Source organism: Herbihabitans rhizosphaerae (assembly GCF_004216555.1).
In the GTDB taxonomy this organism is placed as follows: domain Bacteria; phylum Actinomycetota; class Actinomycetes; order Mycobacteriales; family Pseudonocardiaceae; genus Herbihabitans; species Herbihabitans rhizosphaerae.
This window is the reverse complement of sequence record NZ_SGWQ01000011.1, coordinates 107346-120365: the sequence shown is the minus strand read 5'-3', so window position 1 is coordinate 120365 and position 13020 is coordinate 107346. Positions and strand designations below refer to the sequence as shown.

Sequence of the window (13020 nt, the reverse complement as noted above, 5' to 3'; positions counted from 1 at the left end):
CCAGGCGAACGGGAATTCGCCAAGCCGATCCGCCGGAAAGGGCGGCTCTATTCGTAAACGCGCTGCGGCTCGATCCGAGAAACGGAGACGACCTTGTCACCGCGCACCAGCACCTCGGTGGGCGCCGGCCGGCCGAGGAACATCAGCAGGCTCGCCGTGGGCCCGTACGCGCCGGCGTTCGGAATCTCGATCACGTCACCCGCGGTGAGCGGCGGCAGCTTGACCTCGCGGCCGAGAATGTCGCCCGGCGTGCACAGCGGCCCGACCAGACTCGCCCGCTCGGTGTGCTCCGGCCCGTCCCCAACATGGTCAGGGTCGGGCTGCACCGCGACCGGAAGCAGCCGGCCGAGCCCGGACATCCCGCCGAACGTGTTGATCCCCGCGTCCAGGATCACGAAGGTGCGGCCACGGCTCTCCTTGATGTTGACCACGCCGCAGAGCAGCGTGCCGGAGTCGCCGACCAGGTAGCGCCCGGACTCGCAGGCCACCCGGGGCGCACCCTCACGCCAACCGGGGAAGTGCACGTCCAGCGTGCTGCCCAATTCCTGACGCAGCTTCTCGTACACCGGGCGGCTGCCGGGCGTGGCATACGGCGCGGCGAACCCGCCGCCGATGTCCACCAGGCTGAACGTGACGCCGACCTCGTCCTGGATCCGCGCGGCGATCGTGATGCTGTGCTGCAGTTCGCTGATCAGACTGGTCTCGTCCTTGGCGTTGCTCAGCGAGAACAGGTGCACGCCGACCACCCGCGCACCGTCCACACTGGTCAGTCGCGGCGCCAGTTCGGCGAGCGTCTCGGTGTCGAAGCCGAACTGCGACGGCTTGCCGGTCATGCGGATACTCGTTGTGGCACTTGAGGTTTCGCTGTTGATCCGGAGCAGGCAGTCGGCCACCACACCGTGCTCGCGGGCCGCGGCGCCGACGTGTTCCATGTCGGTGACCGACTCGACGGAGAAGTGCCGCACGCCCTTGCCGATGGCCTCGCGCAGCTCGCCGTCGGTCTTGCCCGGCCCGGTGTAGAGGATCTCCCCCGCGACGAACCCGGCGGTCAGCGCGGCGGTCAGTTCACCGGTGGAGCTGATCTCCGCGCGGCACGCCCGATCACCGCCCTCGCGCAGCGCTCGGGCCATCTCCGGGTGCGGGTTGGCCTTGAGCGCGAAGAACAGGTCGAATTCCTCCGGCAGGGCGGTGAACAGATCGCGCCGTGCCGCCTCGACCTTGTCCAGGTCGTAGACATAGAGCGGGGTGCCGAACTGGTCGGCAAGCTCACGATGACGGCTCACGCGTCGCTCCCATCAAGCATCAAGGCCAACTGTTTCCGCTCGTTCTTTCCGTGCAGAGTGAGCGGGAAATCTTCGAGGACGTGACAGGTCGCCGGCACTTTCTGCGCTTCGAGCCGGCGGGCCAGCTCACGCAGAATCGTGTGCGACGGAAGGTCGGACTCGACGCACACCGCGAGGTCGCGTTTCGGCGTCGGCGGAAGTGCGGCCGCGGCCCGTACTCCCGGAATGTCCATCGCGGCCGCCTCGATCTCGACCGTGCTCATGCGAATTCCCTTTCGCTTGAACATGTCGTCGCGGCGGCCCTCGAAATAGAGGAAACCCTCGTCGTCGAGCCGGCCGTAGTCGCCGGTGTGCAGCCTCGGCTCACCCGTTCGCGGATTGGCCCGGAACGCGCGCGCGGTCTGTTCCGGATTGCGCCAGTAGCCGGGCATCACGTGCGGGCCCTCGGCCACGATCTCGCCCACCTGGCCGATCGGCAGCTCGTTGCCGTCCGCGTCCACGATCAGCACCGAGGTGCCGGGCAGCGGGAGACCCACCGCGTCCGGGCGGGTGCCGTCCTGCTCCGGCGGCATGATCGTGATGCGCTTGCACTCGGTCTGCCCGAACTGGCGCACCACCGACACACCGGGGAACGCCTGGCGCAGCGAGTCGATCGTCGACTGCGGCAGCGCGGCGCCGGTGTTGGTGAACATGCGCAGGCTCGGCGTCGAGTCGGTGGCGCGCTTGGCCAGCGTGCCGATCATGCTGGCCAACGACGGCACCAGCGGCACGATCGTGGCGTTGGTCTCGCGGATCCGGTTCAGCAGCACCAGGTCGGACTCACCGCCGGCGAGCACGATCTCGGCACCGGCGAAGTGCGCCATGAGCACCTTGTACAGGCCGTAGTCCCAGGACATCGGGAAGCGGCAGAACACGACGTCGTCGGCGCGATAGCCGAGCGTCGTGGTGATCGCCTCGGTGGCGAAGGTGACCTGCGAGTGTGGACAGATCACCGCCTTCGGCGCGGCCGTACTCCCCGAGGTGTAGATCAACGCGGCGACGTCGTTGGGTGTGACGGCGGCCGGCTCGACCGGGGTGCCGCGCGAGTGCAGGTGCACCACCTCGCGCCACACGTCGGCCAGGTCGTACACCGGCAGATCGGTCGCCTCCCGCAGCGGGCCGACCGACGTCGAATCGCCGATCACCAGCTCCGGCTCGGCGTTCGCGATCACCGACTTCAGGTGGAAGGTCTTCATCGCCGGGTTGACCGGGGCGAAGACGACGCCACGACGCGAGGCGCCGTAGAACATCGCCACCAGCTCGCGGTCGGTCGGCAACTGCAGCACGATCCGGTCGCCGTGCTGGACCCCCTTGCCGTGCAACCACCTGGAGAACGCGTGGCTGTATTCGACGAGCTCGAGGAACGTCCAAGCGCCCCGAGAATCGCGAACCGCGGTCGCCGTCGGTGTCGCCGCGTGCACGGAATCCAACAGATCGTGCACGAGTCTACCCGGCTGATGAGTTTTTTCAGGAATGCGCTGGACCGCGCCCGTCAAGCCGCCCAAGGCCCTCTCCCGTCTAGCGATTCAAGCGATTCACGATGGCTGTGTTTCACGTTATGCGAGGTCTGCTGGCGACCTATACCCCTAGCCGCCCCTAGGACGCAGCACACTTAGCGACCCGCCGTGACCAGCGAGGACGCCCGTGCGGACAATTCCTTCCGGTCGGTTTTTCGATTCGAGTTCAGCGGGAATTCGTCTACGTGCCGGTAATGCTTCGGCACCATTCCGGACGGCAGTGTGACGCGCAGCTCACGGTTCAGCTCGACCGGCGCGCGTTCGGTTCCGGTGTAGAACACGAACAGCTCCAGCCCATCGCCGGTGTCCGCGGCGACGGTCACCGCGTCCAGCACGCCGTCGCAGGAGCGCACCGCGTGGTCGATCTCGGCCAGCTCCACCCGCCAGCCCTGCACCTGCACCTGCGCGTCCAGCCGTCCCAGGTACACGTACTGCCCGTCGGCCAGGCGGCGCACCCGGTCGCCGGTGCGGTACCAGAGTTGCCCGCCGTGCTTGAGGAATCGGCCCTCGTCGTCTGCCGGGTCCAGGTAGCCGGTGGCCATCTGCGGGCCGGAGATGCACAGTTCGCCCTCGTCGCCCTCGACCGGGTTCTCGTCGGTGTCGATCAGCAGATGGTCGTGTCCACTGTGGACGGTGCCGATCGGGACGCCGCCGTTCACGCCGAGCTGCGGCGACAGTTCGCGGTCGAACCGGTGACCGGTCACCGTGATGGTCAACTCCGTTGGGCCGTAAAGGTTTTCCAGCGTGGAGGAGTCCGCGGCGACCTGCCAGTCGTCGGCGTCGGCCAGGGTGAGCGCCTCACCGGCGAAGAAGCTCCAGCGCAGGCCGGGCATCGATCCCGGGGTCAGCCCGCCCATCTTTCGGATCAGCGCGATCGCGCTCGGCGTGGAGAACCACACGGTCAGCCCGCGCTCGGCGATGAACGCCGGCAGGTCGCGGTAGGCCCTCGGCGGCACCACGGTCAGGTTGGCGCCGGTTCCCCACGCGCAGAACAGGTCGAACCAGCCGCAGTCGAAGTTCAGGTCGAACGTCTGGGAGAACACGTCGTCCGGCGTGAAGTCGTAGCGCTCGTCGAGCAGGCCGAAGTAATGGTGGGTGTTGGCGTGCGTGACCGGCACACCCTTCGGCCGGCCGGTGGAGCCGGAAGTAAACAGCACATAGGCCACGTCGGACGCCTCGACCGGCACCGGCTCGGTCAGCGCACCGGCCGGCGACGCGGTCAGCAGGCCGGGCGCGCGCACGTTCGGCGCCAGCACCGGCACACCGGGGTGGCCCTCGAAAATCGCGGGCAGCAGGGAGTGCCCCTTCTCGTCCACGATCATCGCGTCCACACCCGCCGCGTCCACGATCTGCCGGGTACGCGCCGGCGGGAACTCCGGCTGCAGCGGCACCACGGTGATTCCCGCGTACAGCCCGGCCAGGATGCCGGCGTAGGCCTCGATCGACTTGCCGGCGAGCACGCCGACGGCCTTCGGTTTCCCGGCCGGCCCGTTCAGCAACGCGCCGGCCCAGGTGGACGCCAGCTCGTGCAGTTCGGTGTAGCTGTACACGTCCGTGGCGAGCCGAATCGCCTCGCCGTTCGGCGCGGCGGCCAGGCCGCGCAGGAAGCGGCCGTACAACGCGTGATCGGCTGTCTCAGCCATCTTCTCCTCCTGAAAATAGAACCGCTAATGCACCCGAAATGGCAGGACTGTATTGCTCGACGCGATTCTCAAGAATCGTTCGAGCCGGTCGAAGAATTGTATTTCTCGCACCACAAGGCGGCCCTCGGCGACGTATTTGGTGATAGGCTGAACCTTGTAGCCGAGTCGGGCTGATCGCGCGGCGGTACCCGACCATTGTCATCACTGTCCACAGTTCAATCTTGTCGTGGACCAGACTGATCGGAGTAACCATGTGGGACCAGCAGTTCGAGGAACTTCTGCGCCAGTACCTTCCGTTTCTTCCTGCCGACGAGCAGCTGACCGAGGGAACGCCGCTGCGTGATTTCGGCCTTGACTCGCTCGGCATGGTCGAGCTGCTCGCGGCGCTCGAGGGCACGTACGACGTGCGATTCACCGACGACGCGCTGAGCATCGAGACCTTCGAGTCGCCCGGTGTGCTGTGGAAGCAGCTGGCCGACCTCATTCCGTCGGCCGTGTGACCATTCGACGGGGAATGCCGAACGGCCATGTCCTCCTGAGTCGCGATCGCGATGAGGGAGGACATGGCCGTTTTTCCGTGGATTCCGGTGCGGTCAGGCGACCGCGGCGCGGCGCCGCGGTTGCATGGCCATGCGCGGGTTCACCGCGAGCACGTCGAAGTTCTTCCTGGTGAGGCCGACCCTGCTGAACAGGCTGTCCGCGCCGGCGACGCAGACCCGCTCGATCCCGCGCGCCTTCAGCGTCGCGACGATGTCGGTCCAGCGTGTCGGGCGCACGAACCCGTCGAGCAGCATCTCCCGGACGCCGGCGCCGGTGGTGATCTCGGAGCCGTCCTGGTCCTTCACGACCGGTATCCGCGGGTCGGCGAACTCCAGGTTCGTGAACAGCTCCTCGGCCACCTTCGTGCGCAGCGGCTCGAAGATCCCGCAGTGCATCGGCGGCCGCATCGTGTAGAGCGAAAGGCCCCCGATCGCGCGAAGACGCTTCTTCAACCATTCCAGGTTGTGCTCGCGAAGCGTGAGCATGTAAAAGTCGTCGTCCACGTAGCACGAGATCTCGTGCCATTCGTCCAGATCGGTCAGCTCGCCCTTGATGTCGGCCAGTCTCTCCTCGCCGACACGCACGAAGGAATGCGTGACGATGTCGGTGTGCTCGACGGCGAAGTAGTCGTCCAGGTAACGCGCGAGCTGCGCGGTCAGGAGAATGACGTCCTCCACCGGGAGCGAACCCGAGTACGCGGTGGCCGCCTTCTCGCCGAAACTGGGTCCGGCGACGATCTCGGACACCACGTCCAGCGTCTTCTCCGCCCACTCCGCGAGCGCGAGGCAGTTCACCAGGAACGCCACCTGGGCGTACTCGGAATAGTCGCCTTCCGTGTCGCGAAACTTGTCCACGAGCGAGTAGCCGAGCACGTCGTCGGCGACGGCCACCAGCTTTCTCGCGTGTGGGTTGATCAACATGAACTTACCGACGTCGGCGAACGAGGACGGACCCATACCCGGGAACACCATCGCCGTGCGGGTCCGCGACTCCGTTTTCATGCCCACTACCCCTTTTGCGAATCAACTCAATGTGGAGAGAAAACCGGTGAGAACCTCCTTGAATCTCTCCGGCTCTTCGAGATGCGGGACGTGACTGGACTCCTCGAAGATTTCCCAGCGCACGTCCGGAATGAGGTCGTGGTACGGCCGGACGGTCACCGGCGTCGCCTCGTCGTGCCGCCCGGAGATCACCAGCGTCGGTACCGAGATGTTCTCGACGCAGTCCACGACACCCCAGTCGCGCAGTGATCCGATCACGTGGAACTCGCTCGGCCCGTTCATCGCGTGATAGACGGTCGGATCGTTGTTGATCTCCATGAACGACGCGAGATAGTCGCGCGGCCACGGCAGCACCCGGCACACGTGCCGGTCGTAGAAGACCCGCATCGCGTCGAAGTACTCCTGCGTCTCGGTGGTCCCCTCGGCCTCGTGGCGCAGCAGTGTGTCGTTCACGCCGTCCGGCAGTGCCTCGCGGAGCACCTTCATCTCGGCCAGCCACAGCGGGTAGCTGGCCGGCGAGTTGGCGATCACCAGCCCGCGCAGGCCGGCCGGGCGCCCGGCGGCGTACTTCGCGGTCAGCAGCCCGCCCCAGGACTGCCCGAACAGAATGTGGCTGTCCTCGATCTCCAGGTGCCGCAACAGGTTCCGCAGCTCGTCGACGAACAGCTCCGGCGTCCAGAACTCGGCCGGCGCCTTCGGCAGGTGCGTCGAGCCACCGTTGCCGAGCTGGTCGTAGTGCACGACCGGCCAGCCCTGCTCGGCAAGCTCCGCGAGCGAGAGCAGGTAGTCGTGTGTGCTGCCCGGCCCGCCGTGCGCCACCACCAGTGGCGGCTTGCCACCGCGCAGGTCACCGGTGACCCGGTACCAGGTCTCGTGCTCGCCGAAGGGCGCGGTGCCCTTGGCGCTCGGCGCGACGCTCATGTGTCAACCCACCATTCATGGGAACTCGCGTGATCGCTTTTCACGCTAAAGGATGAGCGCGGTGCCGATTACCCCTAGAGCGCCCCTGTGCGCCCCCTTGTCGAATTGCCGAGGCTATTGGCCTGCGACGAATTTCGGTGTATCGGGGACGCAAGGGGCGGATAGGGGTTGTTGCCCTACTCGCGCGATGGGACGTTTCACCTCGGGAACAGCGAGCCGTGAACTCAAATATTCCTAGAGAGGTAGTGCGGGGACCATGCACATCGAACCACTCGGCATCGACGGTGCCTACCTTGTCAAGCCCAAGATCTTTCCGGACGACCGCGGTCTGTTCCTCGAGACGTTCAGCCAGCCGGCGTTCACCGAGGCCATCGGCCACCCGATGACCGTCGCGCAGGTCAACTGCTCGTCCTCGCGGCGCGGCACGGTCCGCGGTCTGCACGCGGTGGCACTGCCCGGCCAGGCGCGCTACATGACCTGCCAGCGCGGCGCGCTGATCGACATCGTGGTGGACACGCGGATCGGCTCCCCCACCTACGGCGAGCACGTCGCGGTCGAGCTGTCCGCGGACAACCGGCACGCGCTGTACCTGGCCGAGGGGCTCTCGCACGGGTTCTCCCCGCTCGCCGACGAGGCCACCGCCGTCTACCTGTGCTCCAGCACCTACAGCCCGGGCGGCGCGATCCAGGTGCACCCGCTCGACCCCGCGCTGGACCTGCCCTGGCCGACCGGCCACGAGCTGGTGCTGTCCGACAAGGACAAGGCCGCCCCCACGCTGGCCGAGGCCGAGAAGCAGGGCCTGCTGCCGACCTACGCCGAATGCGTGCGGCTCTACGAGGACCTGCGCGCCGGACACAACGCAGAGCGCGAGCGCGTCGCCTGACGCCTGACATCTCAAGGAGTGCGGACACGATGATCCCGTTGTTCAAGGTGCCGATGTCGCCCGGCGCACCGGCCGCGGTCGGCGACGTGCTGGCCAGCGGCCAGATCGGCCAGGGTGCGAAGGTCGAAGAGTTCGAACGCAAGATCGCAGAGCGGATCGATAACCCGTACGTCGCGACCGTGAACAGCGCGACGGCGGCTCTGCAGTTGGGGGTGCGGCTGGCCGCCAGCACGCTGCCCGAGTTGCCGGACGGCGTCGAGGGCGAGGTGCTGTCCACGCCGCTGACCATGGAGGCCACCAACTGGGCGATCCTGGCCAACGGGCTGAAGATCAAGTGGGTGGACATCGACGAGGCCACGCTGAACGTGGACCTGGACGACCTGGCGCGCAAGATCACCCCGGCCACCCGGGCGATCATGATCGTGCACTTCGCCGGCTACCCGGTCGACCTGGCCCGGCTGGGCGAGATCCTGGACGGCGCCGAGGCGAAGTTCGGCTTCCGCCCGACGGTGATCGAGGACTCCGCGCACGCGTGGGGCGCCTCGTTCCAGGGCAAGCCGATCGGCAGCCACGGCAACATCACCGTGTTCAGCTTCCAGGCGATCAAGCACCTAACCTCGGGTGACGGTGGCGCGCTGGTGCTGCCGAACGAGGCGCAGTACAAGCGGGCCAAGCTGCTGCGCTGGTTCGGCATCGACCGCGAGGTCAAGGACCGCCTGCGCAACCCGCCGGACATCGCCGAGTTCGGCTACAAGTTCCACATGAACGACATCAACGCGTCGATCGGTCTGGCCAACATGGAGATCATCGACGACGTGTTGAAGAAGCACCGGGACAACGCGGCGTTCTACGACGCGGAGCTTGCCGGGTTCGACGGCGTCGAGCTGACCGAGCGCGCCGAGGACCGGGAGTCGTCGTTCTGGATCTACCCGATGAAGGTGGAGCGGCGCGCGGACTTCGACCGCAAGCTCACCGACGCCGGGGTCATGGTCAGCAACGTGCACCAGCGCAACGACATCCACACGGTGGTGCGCAAGTTCGACGCGCTGCTGCCGGGGCTGGACCGGGTGGCGGACCGGATCGCCTGCGTGCCGGTCGGCTCGTGGGTGTCCGAAGAGGACCGTCAGCACATCGTCGACACGATCAAGGCGGGCTGGTAACGATGAAGGGGATCATTCTCGCCGGCGGTTCGGGGACGCGGCTGCACCCGATCACCCTCGCGGTGTCCAAGCAGCTGCTGCCGGTCAGCGACAAGCCGATGATCTACTACCCGCTGTCGGTGCTGATGCTGGCCGACGTGCGGGAGATCCTGATCATCTCCACACCGCAGGACCTGCCGCAGTTCCGCAAGCTCCTCGGTGACGGCTCGCAGTACGGCATCACGCTGGACTACGCGATGCAGTACGCGCCCAACGGGCTCGCCGAGGCGTTCATCATCGGCGCGGAGCACATCGGCGACGACGACGCGGCGCTGGTACTCGGGGACAACATCTTCCACGGGCCGTCGTTCTCCGACGTGCTCGAGGAGAACGCGGCGAACGTCGACGGCTGCGTGCTGTTCGGCTATCCCGTGAACGACCCCGAGCGGTACGGCGTCGGCGAGACGGACGCGAACGGCAAGCTGATCTCCATCGAGGAGAAGCCGAAGCACCCGCGCTCCAACCGTGCGCTCACCGGGCTCTACTTCTATGACAACGATGTCGTGGAGATCTCCAAGAACCTGAAGCCGTCGGCGCGCGGCGAGCTGGAGATCACCGACGTGAACCTGGAGTACCTGCGGCGGGAGAAGGCGCGGCTGGTCGACCTGGGCCGCGGGTTCGCCTGGCTGGACACCGGGACGCCGAAGTCGCTGCTGGAGGCCGGGCACTACGTGCAGACGCTCGAGGACCGGCAGGGCGTGCGGGTCGCGTGTCTGGAGGAAGTGGCACTGCGCAAGGGCTTCATCACCGCCGAGGAGTGCTACAACCTCGGCGCGCGGCTGGCGAAGTCGAGCTACGGCAAGTACGTGATGGCCATCGCCCGCGAGCTGGCCGACGCCGCTGTGGCGGCGTAGCACGCGGGTCGCTGGTTGACGTCAGGCGAGGAGATCGGGTCTCCCCCGCCCGGTAGGCGTCTGGCGTCAACACAACCCCGCCGCGGTGGGGTGGCGGGCTTTCCCCGGGCCGCCACTCCACCGCGGCGGGCTTTTGTCGTTTCCGCGAGTCCCGCGCTGTGCACCGGTGAGTCCCGCGCTCTGCACGGTGCAGGGCGCGGGACTCGGGGTGTCTGAGCGCGGGACTCGCGCGTTGGCGGGACGGCGAGGCGTCCACTGTGGACGGTTACCGGCTGTGGATATGGGGGCGCCCCGGCCATGCCTGGGGGGAGCCGGCCGGGGCGCGATCGGACGCGCGTTGGGGGATTCGCAGCGTCCTCGCGCATAGTCTGGCATATCGCGAGCACTCGTATCTAGTCGGCTACGAGTTGTTACTCCGATCAGCGGCCCGATGCTCCCCAGATGGGCCGGTCCTCGCTGGTCAGAACCACCCCCTCGGCGCGAGTGGTTGGGAGGCAACGGTTCCGTGGCTCACGGGACCGCCAGCCGCAACGCCAGCGCGGCCGTCGCGAGGGCCAGATACACCGTGGGGAACGGCAATTGCGCATAGCACCGCCCCCCGCAGCAGCGCGCCGATCGCGCCGATCGCGCCGATGAAGTAGAGCACCAGCCCGACGCCGGCCGCGATACCGATCCACGGCACCGCGATGCCCACGAGCAGACCGACCGCCCCGGCGAGCTTCAGTAGCCCCAGCCAGGGCAGCCAGGTGCGTGGAATGCCGGCTTTGTCACCGTTTGCGAGCAACCATTGCGGGCGGTCGAAGTCGGCGGTCGCCGCGCTGGCGTTGGCCGCGGCGGTGAACCCGGTCACGATGGCGTACGCGGTGAACACGGCGCTCACCCGCCGACCTGGTGGTAGATCATCGATGCTGACATGCGTGCCTCCCTGGAATCGTCCGGTTCGACCGCCCTGACGACCGGCGATCGCGAAAGGTGACCGATGGACGAGCTGACCGAGGTCTTCGAGGAGACCAGGGGGCACCTGCGCGCGGTCGCGTTCCGGATGCTCGGTCGGGCGGCCGAGGCCGAGGACGCGGTCCAGGAGGCGTGGCTGCGGGCGGCGGGCGCGGACGTGAACGCGGTGGTCAACGTGCCGGGTTGGCTCACCACGATCGTCAGCCGGGTGTGCCTTGACCTGCTGCGGGCTCGCACGCGCCGCCGCGAGGAGCCGGCCGACATGGCCGTTATGGAGACCGTGCTGCCCGACCGCGGCCGGCGGCCCGAGGACGAGGCGGAGCTGATCGAGTCGGTGGGCCTGGCCCTGCTCGTGGTGCTCGACCGGCTCGGGCCGGCCGAACGGGTGGCGTTCGTGCTGCACGACCTGTTCGCCGTGCCGTTCGCGGAGATCGTCGACGTGGTGGACCGGTCACCCGGTCGCGGCGAAGAAACTGGCCAGCCGGGCGCGGCAGCGGGTGCACGGCGCGCCCGTCCAGCCGCCGGTCGATCTCACGCGGCGGCGGGAGATCGTGGAGGCGTTCCTGGCCGCCTCCCGGGAAGGTGACATCGAGCGGCTGCTCACACTGCTCGCGCCGGACGTGGTGCGGCGGGCCGACCAGGTGGCGCTGCGGCGCGGTCAGGCGGCCGTGCTGCGCGGCGCGCGGGAGGTCGCCGACGAGACGCGCACGAACATCGCGCTGGCCCAGTTCGCACGGCCGATCCTGGTGGACGGCGCGCTCGGCGTGGCCATCGCACCACGCGGCCGGCTGCGAGTCGTGCTCCGGCTGACCATCACCGACAACCTTGTCAGCGTCATCGACGCGATCGGCGAGCCGAGCAGCCTCGACGAGTTCGACCTCACCCTCGCGCCCTGATCACCGTCCACAGTGGACGATTGCCCTACTTCGTCGGCTTCCTGCGCCAGGTCTGGCGCAGTGATAGATCTTCGTCCTCGTCTGACGGTTGCGGTGCCGGCCGCTGGCGTGGGCGCGTCGGCGGGTCCTCCGGTTGGGTTGTCGATGCACCGAGGCCGCGCTTGAGCCAGTTCGTCGGAAGCTCGTCTGGCTCGTCACCGCGTTCGCCGGGCGCTTGTTCCACGGGTTGTTCAGCTGCGAGACGGTCGCGTTCCTCGGCCAACTGCTGCTCACCGAGCTTTGCCAGGCGAGCACGTTCAGCGGGATCCATTTCTTCGAGTTGACGGGCGGCCTGCGCGCCGGCGGCGTGGGTTTCCCGCGCGAAGGCCGGCGATCGGAAAGCGTCTCGCAGACTGGCGCGGCCCGAGAGGACATCGTCGGTGAGTTTGCGGAATTCGCCGTTCTTACTGTTGCCGTGAACCGCCTTGAGGGCGTCTCGCAGGTAACGGTCAAGCGCCGGATCGTCCTTGGTGATGTTGAGCAGTGGCTTCTCTTCGGGTTCATGCCGACGCTCCGGGATGGTCGTACGTGCCAGGCAGCCTGTGTTCCTTGACGGCGCCAATCGCGCCGAGGCACCCGGCGATCGTGCCGCACCCGCCGTGCACCATGTTCAGCATTCTCTTCTCGGCTGCCACGATCTTCGCCCAGGCGGCTTCCGCTTTGGCCAACGCGAATGCCGCAGCGGCGGCGCTGAATATCTTCGTGAACGGGTTGGGCACCAGTTCTGCGAGTTTCGTGCACACCCACACTCCGATCCAATCGGCAAGGTCCTCCAGAAGTCCAGTGATGGTCTTGGCGAGGCCCCACACGCTATAGGCGAGGTTGCGAAACTCCGCAGCTGTTTGCTTGAGGGCTGACTTCTGTCTAACTAGGGTCGTTGCGAGGTTGTCGAAGTAGCGATTCGCGGCGTCGGCCGCGTTTCCGTCCCACTGCTTGAGCATCGCGTCCGACGCGATCGTGATGTTGTTCGCGTAGGCTTCGTTAAAGTCGGCGAGCTTGACGAGGGCATCGCCGGCTTTGGCGACACGCTCCCAATCACCGGTGACCTGTTTCGCGATCCATTCCGCAGGATTGCAGCCGCATACCTGCTTGACGCCCCACAGGATCCAGTGAGACAGGCTGATGTAGTCCGCGTTGGACATGATGGCGTCCGCGATGTCCGGGATCGCTTGTTCAGCCTTCGGCTCGGTCAACCGCCGAGACCGGCGTGAACGCTCGACCGGCCGAAGTTGGTCCGGAAGCGGCGTCGAA

The 13020-nt window shown here is 67.4% G+C and carries 12 protein-coding genes and 1 pseudogene; 5 read left to right on the top strand and 8 right to left on the bottom strand.

Annotated features, from left to right (window positions below):
- Window positions 1–47: 47 nt before the first annotated feature.
- The 3 genes from EV193_RS26665 to EV193_RS26655 form a co-directional block, all read right to left on the bottom strand.
- Entirely contained in the window at window positions 48–1283 is a 1236-nt protein-coding gene (locus tag EV193_RS26665) for a type III PLP-dependent enzyme (protein ID WP_130347674.1), read from the bottom strand.
- Entirely contained in the window at window positions 1280–2764 is a 1485-nt protein-coding gene (locus EV193_RS26660; RefSeq protein ID WP_242613693.1) for an AMP-binding protein, read from the bottom strand. The genes EV193_RS26665 and EV193_RS26660 overlap by 4 nt, the downstream gene beginning before the upstream one ends.
- A gap of 170 nt (window positions 2765–2934) precedes the next feature.
- A complete protein-coding gene (locus tag EV193_RS26655; RefSeq protein WP_130347673.1) occupies window positions 2935–4482 on the bottom strand; it encodes an AMP-binding protein in 1548 nt (515 codons plus the stop codon).
- A 251-nt stretch (window positions 4483–4733) separates the two neighbouring features.
- On the opposite strand from EV193_RS26655, the gene EV193_RS26650 reads away from it, so the two are divergent.
- Window positions 4734–4982, top strand: a complete 249-nt coding sequence (locus tag EV193_RS26650; RefSeq protein ID WP_130347672.1) for an acyl carrier protein — start codon at window positions 4734–4736, stop codon at window positions 4980–4982.
- Between the two features lie 93 nt (window positions 4983–5075).
- Here EV193_RS26650 and EV193_RS26645 read toward each other — a convergent pair whose 3' ends face one another.
- Together EV193_RS26645 and EV193_RS26640 are read right to left on the bottom strand one after the other, a co-directional pair.
- Window positions 5076–6023: an ACP S-malonyltransferase gene (locus tag EV193_RS26645; RefSeq protein ID WP_207222814.1), complete on the bottom strand. Its 948-nt coding sequence runs from the start codon at window positions 6021–6023 to the stop codon at window positions 5076–5078.
- A gap of 21 nt (window positions 6024–6044) precedes the next feature.
- Window positions 6045–6944: a proline iminopeptidase-family hydrolase gene (locus EV193_RS26640; RefSeq protein ID WP_130347671.1), complete on the bottom strand. Its 900-nt coding sequence runs from the start codon at window positions 6942–6944 to the stop codon at window positions 6045–6047.
- 256 nt (window positions 6945–7200) lie between these two features.
- Between EV193_RS26640 and EV193_RS26635 the strand changes: the two genes are divergently transcribed.
- Genes EV193_RS26635 through rfbA form a run of 3 tightly spaced genes read left to right on the top strand, consistent with a single transcriptional unit; the run spans window position 7201 to window position 9880 of the window.
- Window positions 7201–7827 (top strand): dTDP-4-dehydrorhamnose 3,5-epimerase family protein, encoded by a 627-nt coding sequence (locus EV193_RS26635; protein WP_130347670.1) that lies wholly within the window; start codon window positions 7201–7203, stop codon window positions 7825–7827.
- Between the two features lie 29 nt (window positions 7828–7856).
- Complete coding sequence (locus tag EV193_RS26630; RefSeq protein ID WP_130347669.1) at window positions 7857–8987, top strand: DegT/DnrJ/EryC1/StrS family aminotransferase; 1131 nt, start codon at window positions 7857–7859, stop codon at window positions 8985–8987.
- A gap of 2 nt (window positions 8988–8989) precedes the next feature.
- Window positions 8990–9880, top strand: a complete 891-nt coding sequence (gene rfbA / locus EV193_RS26625; RefSeq protein ID WP_130347668.1) for a glucose-1-phosphate thymidylyltransferase RfbA — start codon at window positions 8990–8992, stop codon at window positions 9878–9880.
- Between the two features lie 460 nt (window positions 9881–10340).
- On the opposite strand, the gene EV193_RS26620 is transcribed toward rfbA, so the two are convergent.
- Window positions 10341–10760 carry a DoxX family protein gene (locus EV193_RS26620; RefSeq protein WP_242613692.1) on the bottom strand — a complete coding sequence of 140 codons (420 nt, stop codon included), beginning with the start codon at window positions 10758–10760 and terminating at the stop codon, window positions 10341–10343.
- A 99-nt stretch (window positions 10761–10859) separates the two neighbouring features.
- Between EV193_RS26620 and EV193_RS34890 the strand changes: the two are divergent.
- Window positions 10860–11730, top strand: a pseudogene (locus EV193_RS34890) (sigma-70 family RNA polymerase sigma factor).
- Between the two features lie 25 nt (window positions 11731–11755).
- Here the strand turns inward: EV193_RS34890 and EV193_RS26610 are convergent.
- Window positions 11756–12331, bottom strand: a complete 576-nt coding sequence (locus EV193_RS26610) for a hypothetical protein (RefSeq protein ID WP_130347667.1) — start codon at window positions 12329–12331, stop codon at window positions 11756–11758.
- A complete protein-coding gene (locus EV193_RS26605; RefSeq protein ID WP_130347666.1) occupies window positions 12270–12962 on the bottom strand; it encodes a hypothetical protein in 693 nt (230 codons plus the stop codon). Before EV193_RS26605 ends, EV193_RS26610 begins: the two co-directional genes overlap by 62 nt.
- Between the last annotated feature and the right edge of the window lie 58 nt (window positions 12963–13020).

What these genes read in the sequence shown, in the direction of transcription:
- EV193_RS26655 (WP_130347673.1), bottom strand. Translation starts at nt 4,482, where the DNA reads ATGGCTGAGACAGCCGATCACGCGTTGTACGGCCGCTTCCTGCGCGGC.
- EV193_RS26650 (WP_130347672.1), top strand. Translation starts at nt 4,734, where the DNA reads ATGTGGGACCAGCAGTTCGAGGAACTTCTGCGCCAGTACCTTCCGTTT.
- EV193_RS26645 (WP_207222814.1), bottom strand. Translation starts at nt 6,023, where the DNA reads ATGAAAACGGAGTCGCGGACCCGCACGGCGATGGTGTTCCCGGGTATG.
- EV193_RS26640 (WP_130347671.1), bottom strand. Translation starts at nt 6,944, where the DNA reads ATGAGCGTCGCGCCGAGCGCCAAGGGCACCGCGCCCTTCGGCGAGCAC.
- EV193_RS26635 (WP_130347670.1), top strand. Translation starts at nt 7,201, where the DNA reads ATGCACATCGAACCACTCGGCATCGACGGTGCCTACCTTGTCAAGCCC.
- EV193_RS26630 (WP_130347669.1), top strand. Translation starts at nt 7,857, where the DNA reads ATGATCCCGTTGTTCAAGGTGCCGATGTCGCCCGGCGCACCGGCCGCG.
- rfbA (WP_130347668.1), top strand. Translation starts at nt 8,990, where the DNA reads ATGAAGGGGATCATTCTCGCCGGCGGTTCGGGGACGCGGCTGCACCCG.